Origin of the sequence: Nocardiopsis alkaliphila YIM 80379 (assembly GCF_000341005.1) — a bacterium.
Taxonomy (GTDB): Bacteria; Actinomycetota; Actinomycetes; order Streptosporangiales; family Streptosporangiaceae; genus Nocardiopsis; species Nocardiopsis alkaliphila.
The window spans coordinates 22,075-38,917 of sequence record NZ_ANBD01000089.1 but is presented as its reverse complement, the minus strand read 5'-3'; the positions used below and the strand labels follow the sequence as shown (position 1 = coordinate 38,917).

Below are 16,843 nucleotides of genomic sequence, written 5' to 3'. Positions count from 1 at the left end.
ACCGTGGAGATGGACGTGCGCGGAGACCTGGTCACCGCGGTCTATCGTCCCGTCGAGGCACAGCGGGCGCTGCGCGCTGATGGGAGGACTCTGGGGCCACGCCTTGGCGCCTACCAGGTCCTCCAGGCTCTCCCCCTGGGAGAGTGGGTCCCGGTGGAAGGCCTGACCGATCGGGAACAGCGAATTCTCCCGGCCATTCCCACTTGGACCCGCAAACGAAGGAACGGCCGGCTTTTCCGGCTTGCGGATCTCCCGGTCCGCCTCGACCTGCTTGTCACACAGGGGACGGAGTGGCTCGACGCCCTTGACCGCGCCTGTGTGCTGGGCCTTGCCGCTCCACGGATGGCGGTGTGCTTCGGACCCGTGGATGACGGTGAGCGTGCCGTGTGGGAGGCCGATTATCGAGGGGTGGGGCTGGCCACGTATCGGGAAGGTGAGATGCGGATACTGGTTCACCCGCAAAGGACGGTCCCCGAGTCTGCGGCCTCGCTGCACTGGAGGCTTGCCGAACAGGTGTTCTCCGCATCTCAGGGGGCGCTCAGCGAGCGTGGTTCGCCCAAAACCGTAGTGCCGGTCGAGGTATGAAGACATCACGCTTGAGGCTGATCGCCCTGTTGTAGCGCTCGTGGTGATCGATCGCTTCGGAACAGAGCCGGCTCCATGCCCGACGCATGAGGAAGGGGTTCTCCTCCCTACGTAGCTCCCGCCAGGTACCGGACCAGACCTCCAGGTTGTGGGCGTGCGCGTCGCGCTGGTCTTCCTTGTCCTGGAAACCAGAGATCGGTCTGCCAGGAGTACCCGGTTTTCCTCCTCCCATGTCCGCCCAGTCGACACAGGCCCAACAGCTACAGAGAGCGGTGTCTGCCCGCAGGTGATACGCCAGCTTCGACCCCCGGTAGTAGGCCAGGAGACCGGGCACGAGAACGTTGGGGCTTCTGTCGGAGGGGCTGGGTGCGTAGGAGCGACTGGGCGGAGGGTAGGTGCGTCTGGTCGAGCTGGTGTCACCGATGGAAGAGAAGACGGCACCGTGCACCATGGCGTCGATCGCCGTCATATCGGTGCGTAGAAGGGCGATGTCCTCGATTTCCTGGATGATTCTGCGCAGCGAGGCAGCCTGTCGCTCGCTGTCAACGGGGTTGCCTTTGGAACCCAGGATCAGTGCCGTGGGGATGTCAGCTCCGTTGAGGAGGGTGATGAGTTCGTCGCAGAGTTCGGTCAACCATGCCGTGTCAATGGGGACCGAGAGGATCAGGTTCGTGGTCTCGACCGCGTTGACCATCTCCACCGCACGACGCAGGGCCATGACTCCTTCGCGGGAGGAGTACAGGTACTTGGTGGGGGTGAGGCTGAGAGTGGCCCTGGTGCCTTCCAGCAGGCTCAGAGTCGCGGCGAACTGGTCTTCCCCGTAAAGGCTAGGCGGTTCCAGCGCGAAGGGGGAGTCGGGTGTCGCCACCTCTTTTTCGTACGCGGACGGGTCCAAGACCAAGGGGTACCCCATCCCGTGCTCTCGGATGTGCTTCGACAGGTGCTCCCTGGCTTGCCGGCCGGAGAAGACGATCCCCTGGGCTGAGGATGACACACGTTCCACAGGGGCGGACCTGGGGTTCTTGACATGCAACAGGATCAGGTCACGTACGGAGTCCAGGGGACTTCCGGTGACTTTGCGCGATGCTGAGAACAGTGGATGACCTGGGGGCGTGAGCACTGCTTCACCTCATGGGGTCTGCTCCTGTGGGCGTTGTGGGACCTTCCCCTCCCCATGGCCGCGTGCACGGGAATGACCGGTTGTGGTCACGGAGGGAAATGATGCGTGTTCTCAAAGTCGCGGTAAGTCTTTCGTGTTGCCGAAGAGACAGACGTGACGTCGGCGCCGGGTGATTACAAGAGTCGTTCTACTTATCCTCGCGGTGAAAGGAACGAGTCGTAGGGATCCCAGAGGACGGCCCTTCCCGTCAGAGGGGAGTCCTATGCTGGACGGGCGATCAGGTGGTGCAGAACTGGACAGGGAGCGGATCGGATGTCGAACCGGTGGTGGGGCAAACCCTCGGAATTCCCCTGGGAGCAGGCCGCCCTCGAACACATCCGGGAGCGGTTCCCGACGACCGGCAACTATCGCGCCTGGGCCGGGTTCACCTTCACCGCCCGCAACCAGCGCATCCGCGAGTGCGACCTGTTCGCCGTCACCCCCACCGGCGCCTACCTGGTGGAGATCAAGAGCCACCCGGGGAAGGCCACCAACCGCGGATCGGACTGGACCTTCACCGACCGGCACGGACAACGCAGGACCATCAGCAGCCCTCTGCACCTGACCGACCTCAAGGCCAAGGAGCTCAAGAACCGTTTGCAGTGGGCCGTGCAGAAACTCGGACTGCACAAAGAAGTCCGGGTGCCCTTCATCGAGGCCGGCGTCTTCCTCTCCGACCCCGACCTGCGGTGCGGGTTCGACGAGGTCCAGAAGGCCAACGTCTACGGCCGCGACGGACTGGAGAAACAGACCGGCCTGCCCGGGGTGTGGGACGGGCTGCTCGGCGCCCCGCACAGCAGGATCGACCCGGGCTTCCTCAGGCACGTCGGCCGCCTGATGGAGGCCATCGGCATCATGCCCATGGACCGGGCGTTGACCCTGGGGGAGTACACCCTGGAGAAACGCTCCCTCGACAGCGGCCCCACCTGGACCGACTACAAGGCCGAGCACCGACGGCTCGGAGGCATCAGCCGGGTACGCCTGTACCACTACGGCGAGAAGCCCACCGAGGACGAGCGCCGCTCGGTGGAGCGTGCCGCCAAACGCGAGTACATGTCCTTGGAGGGCATCTCCCACGAGGGCATCGTCAAGGCCGAGTACTTCGGGCTCATCGACGAGGGCGGGACCGACCTCGGCCCGGCCATCGCCTTCCGCCACCACAAGTCCTGGAAACGCCTGGACCACTTCATGGCCGAACACGGCGAGGACCTGGACGTCGACACCCGGATGGAGATGGTTCGCCAGCTGGCGGAGGCGGTCAACCATGCCCACCGCAACCGGCTCTACCACCGGGCCCTGGCCGCCCGCAGCGTGTGGGTGGAGATNAAACCCCCCCCGCCTGTACATCGCCGACTGGCAGGTGGCCTCCCGGGAGAGTCTGCGCCTGCGCGGCAACCGCACCTCCTCCGGCAGCGGTGCCACCGAACACCTGGAAGCCGTCCTGGGCGGGCGCGCCCTGGCCGCCCACGTGGAGAAGGCCGCCGCGCCCTACCTGGCCCCGGAGTTCCCCGACTACACCGGTCGGGCCGCCGCCCAGGACCTGTTCGGGCTGGGCGCGCTCACCTACCTCGTCTTCACCGGACGCCCGCCGGCCAAGGACCGCGCCGAGCTGGGCCAGGTCATCCAGGAACACGACTGCCTCACCCCCGCCGCGGTCAGCGACGACATCGTGCCGCAGTTGGACACTCTGGTGCGCGAGGCCACCCAGCGTTCCCCGGGGGACCGGTTGGCGACAGTGCGGGAGTTCCTGCGCAAACTCGATGAGGTCGAGGAGCGCCTGACCCTGCCCGACGTCACCACCGACCCGCTCCAAGCCCGTGCCGGGGACGAGATCACCTCGGGGTGGAAGGTCGGCAAGGTCCTGGGCAAGGGGGCCACCTCCCGGGCGCTGCTGATGCGCAACAGCCACACCGGCCGGGAGGTCGTCTACAAGGTTGCGCTGAACACCGACTCGGCGGCCGCCTCCCTGCGAGGTGAGGCCCAGACCCTGCGCGAGGTAGGGGCGCACCCGCGCATCGTCTCCTTGACCTCCTCCGAGGAGGGTGCCACCCCCGGCGTCGAGGAGATCGGCGACCGCACCGTCCTGGTCCTGGAACGGGCCGGAGAAAAGACCCTCGCCGACTTCCTCGGGGAGGAGGGGGCGCTCACCAGCGGAGAACTCAACACCTTCGGACGGCACCTGTTCGAGGCCTTGGAGTACCTGGAGGAGAAGCAGGTCCTGCACCGGGACATCAAACCCGCCAACCTGGGTGTGCGGGAGGTCCCCAAGCAGGCCCGGAGCCTGATGCTCTTCGACTTCTCCCTGTCCAGGGCGCCGCTCACCCACACCTCGGCGGGCACCCGCGGCTACCTGGACCCCTTCCTGGGGGAGCACCGCCCCTACGACGCCTTCGCCGAACGCTACGCGCTGGCCATCACCCTGCACGAGATGGTCACCGGTGAACTCCCGCTCTGGGACGAAGAGGGCGTGGACCCCGGATTCCTCGCTGAGGACGTGGTCGTGCCCCGCCTGGCCGAGGAGGCCTTTCCCAAGCAGAGCCGCGAGGCCCTGGTGGAGTTCTTCCACCGGGCCCTGCACCGGCGCGTGGAGGAGCGCTTCGCCACCCTGGCGGACATGCGCACCTCCTGGGAGGCCTCGTTCCACGTCAGGCCGGCGGCCGAGAGCCCGGTGGAGGACGAGCAGACCCGCCGTCGCAACCAGGAGAGCGCCACGGTGGACACCCCCCTCCACCTGGCCGGGCTCACCCCGCTGGCCGTGGACACCGCCCAGCGGATCCTGCGCTGCGAGACGGTGGGGGAACTGCTGCGCACACCGGTCCGCGACATCACGCACATGCGGGGCAGCACCCGGAGCATCCGTAACGAGCTGAGCAGCGCCACCGCCTACTGGCGCAAGCACCTGGACGTGGCCGAGTACGCGGTCCCCGCCAAGGCCCAACTCCCCAGCGGGGCCGACGAGGAGGCCAAGCGCAACGCCCTCGTCGACCAGGTGGTCCGCCAGTTCCTGCCCAACACCACCGACGCCAACCGCTGGTGGATCCGGGTCGTGCGCGAACTCCTCGGCCTGCCCGAGGACCGGAAGGGCCTCCTGGACTGGTGGCCCACCCGCCGCGAGGTGGCCCGGCGCCTGGAACTGCCCCTGGATCGGGTGGAACAGGCCCTACAGGAGGCCTTCACCCACTGGAGCAAGAAGGCCTCCCTGCTCGGCTCGGTCCGCGCGGACGTGGTGGACATCCTGGCGCGCAACAGCCGTGTGCGCGAGGTCCGCCAGATCGCCTCCGAACTCCTCGCGTTGCGCGGCTCCACCCTGGAGTCGGAGGAACGCTCGGTGTACGCCCTGGCCGCGGTGCGCGCGGTCGTGGAGTACGAGGAACAGCGCACCGAACAGTGGTTCGTCACGCGCCGCTACCCCCGCAGGGTGCTCGTCGCCCAGGTCATCGACAACGACCCCCTCGTCCCGGTCGAGGGAGACCTCTTCGACTACGCCGAACTGCTCGGTGAACGGGCCGACGCACTGGTCGACCTCGGCGACTCCGACGCCCTGCCCGGCCCCGGTCCGGTGCGCGAGGCACTGCGCGGTGTGGCCGCGCCCGAGGGGATGGAACCGTTCTCCGACACCGCCCTGGTGCAGATCGCCGCAGCCGCCTCGACGCGGGCCGAGGCGACGCCGCGCCTGGAGCTGTACCCGCTGGATCTGGACCTGGAGCGGGCCCTGCGCATCACCCAGGCCATCGGTTACCTGGGCAGGCCCGGCATCACCCCGGAGCAGATCCAGGACAGGATCCGCTCACGCTTCCCCGCGCTGGCGCAGCCCAGCCGCAAGCAGCTGCACGACCTGCTCAAGAAGCGCCACCCCAAGCTCCGCGAGGAGCGGGTCGCAGACACCGTCTGCTGGTACCTGGAACCGGAGCTCACCACCTACCAGCCCTCTACCCACACCGGACACCACCCCGAGTCCGAGCAGGTGGACGCCGCCTCCCTCCAGGTCTGGCGACGCCTGGAACAGGCGGTGCAAAGGGGTGGATACCGGGCACTCAAGACGTGGCTGCCCGACACCGAGCGCTCGGCCCGGATGCTCACCCGCATGCCGGGCACCGTGCCCTTCGACGTCTCCACTGAGTTCGTCCGGGTCGTGGACGAGGTCATGGCGGCCAAGGGACGGGGCCTGACCTGGGAACACCTGGCCAAGGCCGACAGTAGCCGGCCCCGTCCCCGCCCCTTCGAGGCCCTGCTCCAGGAGGCGTTCCAGCGCCTGGGCGAGCGGGTGCGCGCAGCCGGCGCGGACTCGCCCACCGGCCAGGGCGTGGTGGTGCTCTACCGGGCTACCCCCCTGGCCCGTTACGAGCCGGGCCGCGCCCTGCTCGGCCGCCTCGTCCAGGAGGCGAGGGAGGCCGACCGCGTCCCGTACGGGCTGTGGCTGCTGTGCCCCATGCGCGGTCCCCAGGGTCCGGCCACCCTGGACGGGCGCCCGGCGGGCATCATCGCCGACGCCGAACAGGTGTTGCTGCCCCGGGGCTTCACCGCCCCGGAGGCGTCCCTGGTGGGCTGAGGCCCTGCCCGTTCGAGACACGGGGGAGGCCGAGGAGACGGGGCGAAGGGCGGCTTGTCCACAGGCGCCGAACCGGCCATGGCGTGAGGGGCGGGGCGTGCGGATAGTGGGGGAATGAGCCCCACCCAACGTCCCGCCCTCCCGCCTTCCTGCCCGCCAAGCCCTCCCGGCCCGGCTCCCATGGAAGCGGCCGTCGCGGTCGCGGCGGGCCAGTACGGCGTCCTCTCGTGGCCGCAGGCGCGCGAGTGCGGGCTGAGCAGGTACGACCTTCGGCGGATGGTCCGGCGCGGGGAGTGGCTGCACCCCCACCTTCAGGTCTATGTGGTGCGCCGCCTCATGCCCGGGGCCGACACCCCCGAACGGTTGCGCTGCCTGGTCATGGCCGCCCAGCTCGCGTTGGGGCCGCGAGCGTGCGCGGCCGGGGCGACCGCGGCGAGGCTGTGGGGCATGCAGGGCCTGGAGTGGTGGGATGGCCGTCGGATCCACATGGTCATCCCCGCCCTGAAGAGGCCACGGAAGCTGGCCGGGGTCGACCTGCACGGCTGGAACGTGCGCCCCGAGGAGGTCGCCGTGCTCGGCGGCGGGCTGAGGGTCACCGACCCGGGGCGGACCCTGCGCGACACCGTCCCGGGTCTGGACCGCGAGAGCGCCGTGTGCCTGATGGACTCGGCCCTCAACCAAGGATTAATCACGGAGGATGACATTCCGGGACTCAATGATCGGATGCGGGGGCGGGCGGGGTGCGTGGACATGCGGCGGTGGTGGAGGTTGGCCGATGGGCGGGCACAGAGTCCGTTGGAGACGCGGATCCGCTTGATCTGCCAGGACGGCGGGATGCCCCCGGACGAACTCCAGCGCCGCTTCACCGACCGGGAGGGCAGGACCGTGGCGGTGGTGGACTTGTGGTGGGAGGGGCCCCGGCTCATCGGGGAGGCGGACGGGCTCGGGCCGCACAGCACCCCGCGCGCCCTGGCCCGGGACCGGGAGCGGCAGAACGCCCTGCAGATGCTGTACTCGGACGTGCGGATCGTCCGGTTCACCTGGGCGGACCTGAAGCGGCCGGGGTACATCCTGGCGCTGGTGGCCGGGGGAGGACGTGGGGGAAGGGCGGCAACGCTCCCCCCACCCGGGGCCACCGGGACCGGGTGAAGGTGGCCCCGAGTGGGGGTGCGGGCAGGACCGGGAAGCGGCGTGTTCACTTCCTGTCGGGCAAGGTCTGGGCACCCCGGCACAGATCGCGGCGCACCGACTCCACCAGGCGGATGGCGGACAGACCTCGTAGCGCCGAGCGGGACAGCTCCTCGAACACACGCACGTAGGGCGTTACCGCCACCTCCTCTGTCAGGCAGAGTTCGGCCCCGATCGTCTCCACCAACACCCGGTCATCGTCGAAGATCCAAAACCCATGCGAGGGCACCACGTCCATGCTCACGGCCAGGGGGATCACCCCGATCTCCACCCTTGACCGAGCGATCTCCGAGATGAGGCGGGAGAGCTGTTCGACCATGACCGTGTCCGGACCCAGCCGGATCCGTAGAGCGGGCTCCCAGAGCAGGAAACGGAAGGTCTTGTCGGGCAGATCGAGGATGTCCTGCCGCTCCATTCGGGCACGTACCGCCTCGTCCACGTCATCGATCGTGTGGTGTCGTCGCACGCCCCGACGGAACATGAATTTCGCGTAGTCCTGAGTCTGGAGGATCCCGGGAACGCACGCCGCCTCGAAGATCCGGAAACATCGGGTGCGTGCGTCCAGAGGTGAGTACGAGCGTTGACGTGGTCCATGTCCACCGGCGAGTTGCCGGCGCCAGCTCGCGTAGTGGGTCTCCAAGGAGCGGAGCTGGGCCAGCAGCCCTTCTGCCGCCTGTGGACGTCCGCACACCCGTGCCCACGAACGCAGATCCTCCACACTCGCGGTCTGCCTGCCGTGCTCCAATTTCGACACCTTGGAGGGGTGCCAGTCCAAGCGTGCCGCGAGTTCCCTGCCGGACAGCCCGGCCTCGCTCCGAAGTTCGCGCAAGCGGACACCGAGCGAGACCCGAGCTGTCTGGTAGTCGGTCATCGTGCCCTTGTCGCCATGTACTCCGTGAACGTCAGAGCATGATGCCACGCCGCGTCGCGTGCTTGGAGAGCGGTCAACACATACCCGGGGTCTTCGCTGAGGGTCGCCCCCAGGAACCGGTCCCCGTCGAACTCCAGGCGGGCCACCGTACGGCTGTCGAAGACCCAGAAGTCGTGGTCGGGGAGTTCGGCGACGATCGGGTGGTCGCGAGGCAGGTAGCGGATGTCCTCGCCCACGCCGAGGTTGTAGGGAGTCCCCCACAGCTCCCAACGCAGATAGTCCGAGGGCGGATCGTCGATGAGGCGTACCCGTTCCATCCGTTTCCCGGTGGCGAGCTCCTCGCGCACCATGCGCAGCCAGGGCTTGAACCACTCCAGGCCGGGGTCCTTGCCCGCCAACCAGTCCTGAAAGGGTTGGTCCTCGTTGAGCTTTCCGTAGTGGGAGCGGGTTTCGAGCCGCCAGGCCGTGTGGCGGTAGCGGTGGAAGAGGTCGGTGAAGTCCTCTCCGCTGAGGATCGGGGGCATCTCACTCCTTGGGGGCGAATCGCGTCAGCAGGGCACGGGGGACGACGACGAACTCTTCACCCGCAAGGATGTCATTCAACTGGGCCAACGCTTCGGGATCGGTCAGCCGATCGCCCTGGACCACGATGTCACCGGTGTCGGTCTCGTACAGCGTCGGACATCCGCCGTCCTGCGAGGTGGTTCCTAACTTGCGCAGCTTCATGGGCAGGCTTCCTCTTCCAGGGGTCGAGAAGACCAGTCTCGCCGACCGCCACCGCACGTTTCCAGGCTTCGACAGGGCCTACGGGAGCAATTCCGAGCAACTTCCCGGGGCGGGACACCGCTCCGGTTCTACGGTCGGCGGTGACCTGGTTCCGGCCTTCGCGGCCCGACCGAAAGGCGGTCCCCTGATGCACCCTCCCGGCATCGAATCCCCGCGAGTACTCGCCCCCTATATCCGTATCGGGGTGCAGGACGGCACACTCTTCCTCGGCTTCGGCTCCATTCGGCAGAGCATCCGGGACCGAGGACTGTGGCGCCCGCTGATCCACCTCGCCGATCACTTCCGCGAGCCCCGAACCCGGGCCGAGGCCTTGGACTTCCTGCTCGGTCCTTGTCGGGTGGAAGCCGCCCGTGCAGAGGCGGCGATGTCGACCCTAGAACGAGGGAACTGCTTGCTCTCCGTCTCCGCCTACGACCCACAGGACCGCTACAGCAGGCACGCCCTGTTCTACGAGTTGTCCGGCGCGGATGCAGAGCGCGTGCAGCGACGGCTGGCCTCCGCCCACGTGCTCCTGCTGGGCTGCGGGGGGATCGGCAACCTGGTCGCGGTCACCCTGGCCACCGCGGGGATCGGCGCGTTGACCCTGGTGGACGCCGATCATGTGGAGCCGAGCAACCTGACCCGCCAGTTCCTGTTCACCGAGGCCGACGTCGGTTCGCCCAAGAGTCAGGTCCTGGCTCGGGAACTGCGCCGCCGCAACCCCGGATGCCGTATCCGCCCCATCGTCGGCGCGCCGACCGACACCGAAGACCTGAGAGCCCTTCCGGAAGCGGACCTGCTGCTGGTCTCCGCCGACTCTCCGGGACTGACCGGTCTGGTGAATGCTCACTGCGTCGACTCCGGCCGGGCGTGGCTGAACGCCTGCTACGTCAACGACATCGCGGTGTGGGGGCCGTTGGTGCTCCCCGGGATCACCGGATGCTGGGACTGCCGGCCGCTCACGGCAAGCGCCCCCGCCGACGAACCCGAGCTGGCGGTGCTCATCGGACGGATCAACGCCCGCTACCAGGCGCCGTCCAACGGCCCGGTCAACATGCTCGCCTCCTCCCTGGCCGCCCTGGACGTCCTGCGCCATCTGGGAGGGTTCGGAGTGCCGGCGTCCTTGAACCGGCGTATGGGCGTGTGGTCGCACGACATGTCGGTCCAGGCACAGCCCGCCGACCGTGACCCGTACTGTTCCACCTGCGCCGACGTCCGTCCCGCGACGCCACGACACCGAGGAGCCCTGTGAGTAGCGAGTCCCACGCCCCCGAGTGCATCTTCTGCCGGATCGCAGCCGGTGACGCGCCCGCCCATCGGATCTGGGAGGACGCCGACCACCTGGCGTTCCTGTCGATCTTCCCCAACACCGAAGGCTTCTCGGTCGTGATCCCCAAAGCCCACCGACCCAGCTACGTCGTGGAGATGGAACCCGAGGAGTACACCGCGCTGCACCTGGCCGCCCGACAGGTGGCCCGTCTGCTGGATCGGGCGTTCGAGGACGTGGCCCGCACCGGGATCATGTACGAGGGCTACGGGGTCGACCACGCCCATGCCAAGCTCTTTCCCATGCACCACACGGCGGGTAACCAGGGCGAGAACTGGCGTGAGGTGTCCTCGCCCATCACCGGCTATTTCGACCGCTACCAGGGTTACCTGTCCTCCCACGACCACATCCGCGCGGACGACGCCTGGCTCGCGCGCGTCGCCGAGCGGGTGCGGGCCGAAGCAGCGACCTGACGCGACGCACGTCGGGGGAGCGACCACGCTGAAGGGGCGGGGCGGACCTGGTCCGCCCCGCCCCGAAGGTGTTGGTGGATGTCAGTTGCTGCCGTCGTCGTTCATGGCCGCCTCCTCACAGCAGGGGTGGGGATCGTGTGGAACAGGGCGGTCCGAGGTGCCGGGTGATCGCCCCACATCCATCAAAGCCCGCGCCCGGTGACCGACCAATGCCCTTGCTCGAAGTTGCTCGCGAAGGGGGGAACGTTGAAGGGGGGCGGACCCCTTCGGCGGGGATCGTTGGCGGGTGCGCACGCAAAGCCTGCACCGTAAGGGATTCGCGGGTGGCCGGAAGGGGACAGCGGCTTCGCCCCGACTGCCCGTCACCGTGGTCTCACCAGGGGCACGCGCGCCCCTTGGAATCGGGAATACGCGACCCCTCGAGACGTCGGGCGCACATGCTCGCGGTCGGCGAGGAGGAAAGGCCGGGTCAGTGGACCCGGGTGACCTCGCGGACGTCGGTGGAGACCAGGTAGTCCTTGGGGTCCAGGTCCATCGCCTGGCGTTCGGGGGAGTCCCAGTACCGGCGGTTGCGTTCGGCGAAACTCTGGGGGCCGTCGTAGGAGATCTCCCAGATGAAGTGGTGGCGTTCCCGGTCGATCCAAGCGCCGCCGAGGGAGAAACCGAACTCCAGGCGCAGTGGGACGATCTCCTCCTTCCATCGCCGTACCCATGCGTCGAGCAGGCCCTCTTTGACGGTGTAGGTGCGTATTTGGGTGGTGCCGGCCACGGTGTTGCCCTTCGGGGGTAGCTGATGAGTAACCGGCCGTTCGTGATGTCTCGGCCACGGACGGCCGGAGCCGCCCGTCATGTGCGACGGGACGTGGTTCCGCTCATGCGGGTTCAGGGAGGCCGCCACCTGTGCCCGGTACCTGGACCCAGTTCGGGCCGGAGGGGTCTCGCAGCCACACCCGATGCTCGCCCGAGGCGTCGACGGTGAGCCCGTACTCGGTCAGGGCCGGGCTCCCCTGGGTCTGCCAGAACTCGTGGGAGGCCAGAACCCGCTCACCGAGGTGGTCGGGGCCGCCCTGCTGCACTCGCCCGTCCGAGTGCAGGCGTACCCATGAAGGTGAATCCGTGGCCGCGAGCCACACACAGCCGGACTCCTGGGCGGGCTGCGTCTGAAAACCCATCGCGGTACCGGGGTTCATCAGCGCCAATTGTGGACCGGCACCGCCCAGGAGCAGGTCTCGGGCGTCACCCGGGATCCGCCATGTCCGGTCGGCGGCGGCGTCAGGGGAGGGCGGTGCACCGCGTCGGGCCCGCTGCCGGCGCAGGCTCATGAAATCGGCCTCCCCGATGAACCTCCCCTGTGCCCGGCCGGCGCGCGGATCGACGACCAGCCTCGCCATCATCCCGCCGGGGAGGGTGACGCCGGGGGACCACGGAAGCACGATGACCCCGCCCGCCCGAGTCTGTTCGATCCATGCTCGGGGCACCCGCACCACAGCGCATGTGGCGATGACCGAATCGTAGGGGGCCGCGGCCGGGTGCCCGGTGTGGCCGTCGGCACGTAGGACGGTCGGTGCGTAGCCGTTGGCCTCCAGAGCGCGGCGGGCCCACGCGATGACGGCGGGGTCCACCTCCACGGTGACGACGTGCCCCTGTGCGCCGACGAGTTCGCACAACAGGGCCGCGTTGAAACCGGTCCCGGTACCGATCTCTAGGACGCGGTGGCCTGTCTTCACCTCGGCGGCCTCCAACATCGCCGCCATGACCGAGGGAGCGGACGAGGAGGAGGTCGGAACGTTCACGGATCTGTTCGATCCCTCGTTGACCTGGGTGATGACGGGAGTGTCGTCATAGGCGTGGTCGGCCCAGCCTTCCGGGTCGGTGCGCCGGTCCAGGGGTTCTCCGACGACCTTGGGCCAGACCTGGTCAGGGAGGAACAGGTGGCGTGGGACTTTCGCGAACACCGCACGAATGTGCTCCTCGGTCTTCAGTCCGGCGGCGAGCCTGGTCCGCCGTGCCTCCAGCGTCTCGATCCCGTGGTTCACGCTTCTCCCGTCCCGTTGCAGTCGGGGCAGGGGACCATCTCCTTGTCCGACCACGGCCCCGATCCGTCTCCGCCCACGAAGACGTATTTTCCGCCGTCACATCCTGAGCATACGGCCATGTCTTCACTCCCCTTTCCGCTGTTCTCCGCAAGAGATTAGGGAGGGCTCACCTCGGTGGAAAGCTTTATGTGCGTCGATGCGCTTTCGCTCAGGACATGGTCGACCCAGATGAATATCTGTGAATAATTCGGTTAGTCCGGTGGGAGGGAGTCGATGGCGCGCAGCAGCAGAGCGCGGGCTTGGCGGCCGAACCTGGTGGCCCGGGAGCACAGGTCGAAGGCCCGGGCGTATTGTGCCACCTCGGTGGGGTGGGTCAGGCGCAGTTCCGCCGACAGGGTCTCGACGGTGACGAGCCTGTCGTCGTGAACGCAGAAACCGTGTCCGGGCTCGAACACCACGCACTGGTCGAAGGGGATGATGCCCAGCGACACGTTGGCCAGTGTGGAGACCATCGCGATCCGGTCGAGTTGTTCCACCATCGATTCCTGGTCGGTGTAGCGGGTGCGCAGGACCGACTCCAAGATGAGGAAGCGGAATTTCTTGCGCCTGTCGTAGAGGATTTCCTGGCGTTGGAGACGCTTTGTCACCGCTTCTTCCGTGCCGGTGGAAACCCCACGAAAATGCGCGTATTTCGTGATGACGGAGCGAATGTAGTGTTCCGTTTGCAGGAGCCCCGGCACGACGGTGCACTCGTAGACACGGCGACTCCGTGTCGCCGTGTCCCTGGTGTGCGCTTCGGCCTGAGGCCCCTGCATGCCCGATCGTTCCTGAACCCGCCATTCGACGTACATCGATTCCAGGATGCCGAGCCGTCCGACGATCTCCTCGGCGGTCTCTTCCTCACCACACGCCTTGGCCCATGCCCGGATATCGGCACTGCTCGGGGACTGGCGGCCGGTTTCCAGCCGGGAGACCTTGGGCTGGCTCCAGCCGAGCAGCGCGGCGAGCTGCGAACCGGTCAGACCCGATCCGGTTCGCAGCTCTCGGAGGTGGCGTCCGATCTCCTGACGGGCGCGTTCCAGGGAGTAAGACACCTACGTGCTGAACCGATTCGGTGCGTCGGGGTCGTATTCGCGGTGGGGGATGGCGTAGTGCCAGGCGATGTCACGCCACTGACAGTGCCGGGCGACCGCCGCCGGGTCGTCGATGACCTCGTATCGGTAGGGGACGTCGTCGTCATCGAAGTGCAGGACGCAAACCCACCGGCTGTCGAAGAGCCAGAAGTCGTGCTGCGGCAGTTCCCCGACCGCCGGGTGGTGGCGGGGGAGCCACCGGATGTCCTCACCGGCTTCTTCGTTGAACCGGGTGGCGGCGTGCTCCCAACGGATGTAGTCGCTCAACGGCTCGCTGACCACGCGGACCCGCTGCCACAGCTTCCCTGCCTCGCGGGCCTCGCGAACGTTGCGGTGCCATGCGGAGGTACTCGCGTACTTTTCTTCGAGGGAGGTGTCTCCGGTGCGCAACCAGTACTCGAACTCCTCCTGTTCACCCGAGATGTTGTACCGGTCGCGGATCTCCAGCTTCCAGGTGGTGTGTTCGAAGTCGAGGAATTGCCGGCTGAACTCCTCCTTGGTGAGGAGCCTGGTCACGAGGGCCTCTCCTTGCTCGCGAAGCGGAGGAGCTTCTCGGGGATCTCCACCACGGCTTCGTCGTCGGCCAGGTCGCGCAGGTCGGCAAGCGCTTCGGGGTCGGTGACCTTGTATCCCTGCACGACGATCGTTCCCCGGTCGGTTCGGTACAAGGTGGGGCATTCGCCATCCCGGCTATCGGTACCCAGGAATTCCAAGCGCATGGCACAAGCCTCTCGGGTTGGCGCGTAGCTGGTCGCGGGTGCGCGTGACAGCACCATGCTTGACCACCGTGGGCGCTCTGGCAACTGCTGTTCGTGTCCAGGATCGGCCAGAGCCCCACGTCCAGCGAGTGGCCGGACGTGGGACGAGGTTCTACGCCTGGAAGGCGCGGGCGGAGGCGAGGAAGGCGTCCCACTCGGCGGCGGGGAAGGGCAGGTGGCCGCGGTCGGGGTGCTTGGAGTCCCGGATGGCCGCGCCAAGGGGGAGGTCGGCGACCTCGACGCAGTTCGGCTCTTGGCCGCTGTAGCTGCTCTTCTTGAAAACCAGCTCGTTGTTCATCAGTCGCTCTCTAGAGAGGTGAGTACGTCGGCGATGAACCGAGCGCTCTGTGTGGTGCTCAAGGCAGTGCCCTGGATGTCACCGAACGTGGCGCTGTAGCGTTCAACGTCCTTGGGCTGTTCGAAGAATACTGAATCGGTAACGGTGCCCACATGGACGATGGGCAGGTCCAACTGCTCTGGGAACTCCAAGATGCTGAACGGGGCCACCAACGCGGCGTGGGAGCCTGCGGAGAACGGAAGTACCTGGACATCGACGTTGGGCATCTTCGCCATGTGAAGCAAGTGCTTCAGCTGTTCAGCCATGATCGATGGGCTGCCGATCATGCGGCGTAGTGCCGCTTCATCCATGACGATCCTTAGGTGAACTGGGTTGAAGCGTGTCAGGATCTCTCGTCGCGCCATGCGAGCTTCCACTCGGTGGGTGATGTCCTTGGCGTCGGTGTAGCGCCCTCCCTGGAAGAGGGCTTCGGCGTAGGCCGGGGTCTGCAACAAACCAGGGATCACGAGGCCTTCGAAGCTACGGATGACGGAGGCTTCGGCTTCGAAATCTGGTAGCGCTTGGTCTCCGAAGATCTCCCTGTACGAAGACCACCAACCACGCTTCTTGGCGTCTTTTGCCAAGGCATGTAGCGCTTGCCGTTTGGCAGGGTCCTCGATTTTGTACAGATCCATCATCTTGTCGAGGTCGCTCGCGACGATCCGACGAGTCTGGCCAGTCTCGATCTTGCTGATCTTGGACGAAGTCCACCCGAGTGCCTTGCCTGCCTGGGAGACGGTCAGCTTGGACTTCTCACGACCTTGCTTGAGTTGAGCGGCGAGGCGGCGAAAGCGGAGGGTGGGGCTCTGAGGCTCGTGCATGGGATCAGCCTAGAGCATTCGAGTCGACATTGTCGAAGACGTGGGGTTGATTCTCGACAATGTCGAGGTATGGTTGTGTGTAGTCAGTGACTGACGTCTCACGCAGAGTCCCTGTTGGTCAGGCTACGCCGTGCCCCTTCCCGCTGCGCGGGAAACGCGAAGGTCCCTACCTGCGGGCACACCGAACCCCTGTTTCACTCCCATGCGCAAAGGAGCCTGTTCGTCATGCCCGCAACCGCGCCCTTGGCAGTCCTGCCCGAAGTGACCGTCCCGCTTGGTGAGCTGGTCCCGCCCCGAGTCCGCCACTACTTCACCGGCCGGGCCGACCGCGCCCCCTACCGCACCCGCCGCTATGACTTCGGCGGCTCCGCCCAGTACATGCCGTTGGTGCGCGCCTTCCTGGACACCTGCGCCGCCGAACGCGACCGCGACTACCGCTACCTGTTCACCCTGCTCGGCTCCGAGCTCGCCAACAACGCGCTGGAACACTCGCGATCCGGAGAACCCTTCGGGGTCTACACCCTCACCTGTCAGCGCCACCGCGACGGGCTGCGCCTGACCTGCCGTGACCAGGGTTCCAAGCAGGAAGCGAGCGTGCCCCCTGGGCGGCGCTCACATCTGAGCGCCGGCCCGAACGGGCTCGACCTGGCGGCCGAGTCCGGGCGCGGTCTGGCATTGGTCGACGCCCTGGCCACTTCCTGGGGCGACAACGGCATCCCCGACTACCGGCAGGTGTGGTTTTTCCTGGCCTACGACCTGACCGGCAGCCGCTGGAACGCCGACCCCGAGAGCATCCACCTCGTGCCGTAGACGCGAAACGGGCCCAGGAAAGCGCGCCAACGCCTCCCGGGCCCTCCAATCCCGAAATCCAGACACTCTCACATGTTCAGAAAGCAGGATC

At 67.4% G+C, this 16,843-nt stretch carries 17 protein-coding genes and 1 pseudogene; 7 read left to right on the top strand and 11 right to left on the bottom strand.

Annotation, left to right across the window (positions count from 1 at the left end; translation table 11 throughout):
• Positions 1-9 precede the first annotated feature (9 nt).
• Positions 10-585 carry a hypothetical protein gene (locus tag D472_RS27630; protein ID WP_239642972.1) on the top strand — a complete coding sequence of 192 codons (576 nt, stop codon included), beginning with the start codon at positions 10-12 and terminating at the stop codon, positions 583-585.
• Here D472_RS27630 and D472_RS0113445 read toward each other — a convergent pair.
• Positions 539-1,579, bottom strand: a complete 1,041-nt coding sequence (locus D472_RS0113445) for a hypothetical protein (protein ID WP_152447952.1) — start codon at positions 1,577-1,579, stop codon at positions 539-541. The two genes, D472_RS27630 and D472_RS0113445, sit on opposite strands and share 47 nt — an antisense overlap.
• 438 nt (positions 1,580-2,017) lie before the next feature.
• On the opposite strand from D472_RS0113445, the pseudogene D472_RS29075 reads away from it, so the two are divergent.
• The 3 genes and pseudogenes from D472_RS29075 to D472_RS0113435 all read left to right on the top strand — a co-directional run.
• A pseudogene (locus D472_RS29075) lies at positions 2,018-3,010 on the top strand (NERD domain-containing protein); the annotation flags it as partial.
• A gap of 94 nt (positions 3,011-3,104) precedes the next feature.
• On the top strand, positions 3,105-6,293 hold the full coding sequence (gene pglW, locus D472_RS26755; protein ID WP_239642970.1) for a BREX system serine/threonine kinase PglW: 3,189 nt from the start codon (positions 3,105-3,107) through the stop codon (positions 6,291-6,293).
• Positions 6,294-6,407: 114 nt separating this feature from the next.
• Positions 6,408-7,442, top strand: a complete 1,035-nt coding sequence (locus D472_RS0113435; RefSeq protein WP_239642969.1) for a type IV toxin-antitoxin system AbiEi family antitoxin domain-containing protein — start codon at positions 6,408-6,410, stop codon at positions 7,440-7,442.
• A 46-nt stretch (positions 7,443-7,488) separates the two neighbouring features.
• On the opposite strand, the gene D472_RS0113430 is transcribed toward D472_RS0113435, so the two are convergent.
• The 3 genes from D472_RS0113430 to D472_RS0113420 are packed head-to-tail and all read right to left on the bottom strand — an operon-like array spanning position 7,489 to position 9,078.
• Positions 7,489-8,352: a helix-turn-helix domain-containing protein gene (locus D472_RS0113430; RefSeq protein ID WP_017605004.1), complete on the bottom strand. Its 864-nt coding sequence runs from the start codon at positions 8,350-8,352 to the stop codon at positions 7,489-7,491.
• Positions 8,349-8,876, bottom strand: a complete 528-nt coding sequence (locus tag D472_RS0113425) for a DUF6879 family protein (protein ID WP_017605003.1) — start codon at positions 8,874-8,876, stop codon at positions 8,349-8,351. Before D472_RS0113425 ends, D472_RS0113430 begins: the two co-directional genes overlap by 4 nt.
• Before the next feature lies 1 nt (position 8,877).
• Complete coding sequence (locus D472_RS0113420; RefSeq protein ID WP_017605002.1) at positions 8,878-9,078, bottom strand: hypothetical protein; 201 nt, start codon at positions 9,076-9,078, stop codon at positions 8,878-8,880.
• Positions 9,079-9,265: 187 nt separating this feature from the next.
• Between D472_RS0113420 and D472_RS0113415 the strand changes: the two genes are divergently transcribed.
• The gene (locus tag D472_RS0113415; protein ID WP_033303785.1) at positions 9,266-10,369 is read left to right on the top strand and encodes a HesA/MoeB/ThiF family protein; all 1,104 of its coding nucleotides are present in this window, start codon (positions 9,266-9,268) and stop codon (positions 10,367-10,369) included.
• Positions 10,366-10,857, top strand: coding sequence for an HIT family protein (locus tag D472_RS0113410; RefSeq protein WP_017605000.1), 492 nt, complete (start codon positions 10,366-10,368; stop codon positions 10,855-10,857). The genes D472_RS0113415 and D472_RS0113410 overlap by 4 nt, the downstream gene beginning before the upstream one ends.
• Positions 10,858-11,326: 469 nt before the next feature.
• On the opposite strand, the gene D472_RS0113405 is transcribed toward D472_RS0113410, so the two are convergent.
• From D472_RS0113405 to D472_RS0113375, 7 genes are all read right to left on the bottom strand, one after another.
• Positions 11,327-11,626 carry an NIPSNAP family protein gene (locus tag D472_RS0113405; protein WP_017604999.1) on the bottom strand — a complete coding sequence of 100 codons (300 nt, stop codon included), beginning with the start codon at positions 11,624-11,626 and terminating at the stop codon, positions 11,327-11,329.
• 103 nt (positions 11,627-11,729) lie between these two features.
• Complete coding sequence (locus D472_RS25515) at positions 11,730-12,893, bottom strand: methyltransferase domain-containing protein (RefSeq protein ID WP_017604998.1); 1,164 nt, start codon at positions 12,891-12,893, stop codon at positions 11,730-11,732.
• A 251-nt stretch (positions 12,894-13,144) separates the two neighbouring features.
• On the bottom strand, positions 13,145-13,987 hold the full coding sequence (locus D472_RS0113395; RefSeq protein ID WP_017604997.1) for a helix-turn-helix domain-containing protein: 843 nt from the start codon (positions 13,985-13,987) through the stop codon (positions 13,145-13,147).
• Positions 13,988-14,542 carry a DUF6879 family protein gene (locus D472_RS0113390; protein ID WP_017604996.1) on the bottom strand — a complete coding sequence of 185 codons (555 nt, stop codon included), beginning with the start codon at positions 14,540-14,542 and terminating at the stop codon, positions 13,988-13,990. It lies immediately after the preceding gene.
• Positions 14,539-14,745: a hypothetical protein gene (locus tag D472_RS0113385; RefSeq protein ID WP_017604995.1), complete on the bottom strand. Its 207-nt coding sequence runs from the start codon at positions 14,743-14,745 to the stop codon at positions 14,539-14,541. The genes D472_RS0113390 and D472_RS0113385 overlap by 4 nt, the downstream gene beginning before the upstream one ends.
• Positions 14,746-14,896: 151 nt before the next feature.
• Positions 14,897-15,082, bottom strand: a complete 186-nt coding sequence (locus D472_RS0113380; RefSeq protein ID WP_017604994.1) for a DUF397 domain-containing protein — start codon at positions 15,080-15,082, stop codon at positions 14,897-14,899.
• Positions 15,082-15,942, bottom strand: a complete 861-nt coding sequence (locus D472_RS0113375; RefSeq protein ID WP_017604993.1) for a helix-turn-helix domain-containing protein — start codon at positions 15,940-15,942, stop codon at positions 15,082-15,084. Before D472_RS0113375 ends, D472_RS0113380 begins: the two co-directional genes overlap by 1 nt.
• Positions 15,943-16,167: 225 nt before the next feature.
• Between D472_RS0113375 and D472_RS0113370 the strand changes: the two genes are divergently transcribed.
• Positions 16,168-16,752: an ATP-binding protein gene (locus D472_RS0113370; RefSeq protein WP_017604992.1), complete on the top strand. Its 585-nt coding sequence runs from the start codon at positions 16,168-16,170 to the stop codon at positions 16,750-16,752.
• Positions 16,753-16,843 lie beyond the last annotated feature (91 nt).

What these genes read in the sequence shown, in the direction of transcription:
- D472_RS0113430 (WP_017605004.1), bottom strand. Translation starts at nt 8,352, where the DNA reads ATGACCGACTACCAGACAGCTCGGGTCTCGCTCGGTGTCCGCTTGCGC.
- D472_RS0113370 (WP_017604992.1), top strand. Translation starts at nt 16,168, where the DNA reads ATGCCCGCAACCGCGCCCTTGGCAGTCCTGCCCGAAGTGACCGTCCCG.
- D472_RS0113415 (WP_033303785.1), top strand. Translation starts at nt 9,266, where the DNA reads ATGCACCCTCCCGGCATCGAATCCCCGCGAGTACTCGCCCCCTATATC.
- D472_RS0113385 (WP_017604995.1), bottom strand. Translation starts at nt 14,745, where the DNA reads ATGCGCTTGGAATTCCTGGGTACCGATAGCCGGGATGGCGAATGCCCC.
- D472_RS0113375 (WP_017604993.1), bottom strand. Translation starts at nt 15,942, where the DNA reads ATGCACGAGCCTCAGAGCCCCACCCTCCGCTTTCGCCGCCTCGCCGCT.
- D472_RS0113380 (WP_017604994.1), bottom strand. Translation starts at nt 15,082, where the DNA reads ATGAACAACGAGCTGGTTTTCAAGAAGAGCAGCTACAGCGGCCAAGAG.
- D472_RS27630 (WP_239642972.1), top strand. Translation starts at nt 10, where the DNA reads ATGGACGTGCGCGGAGACCTGGTCACCGCGGTCTATCGTCCCGTCGAG.
- D472_RS0113420 (WP_017605002.1), bottom strand. Translation starts at nt 9,078, where the DNA reads ATGAAGCTGCGCAAGTTAGGAACCACCTCGCAGGACGGCGGATGTCCG.
- D472_RS0113435 (WP_239642969.1), top strand. Translation starts at nt 6,408, where the DNA reads ATGAGCCCCACCCAACGTCCCGCCCTCCCGCCTTCCTGCCCGCCAAGC.
- D472_RS0113425 (WP_017605003.1), bottom strand. Translation starts at nt 8,876, where the DNA reads ATGCCCCCGATCCTCAGCGGAGAGGACTTCACCGACCTCTTCCACCGC.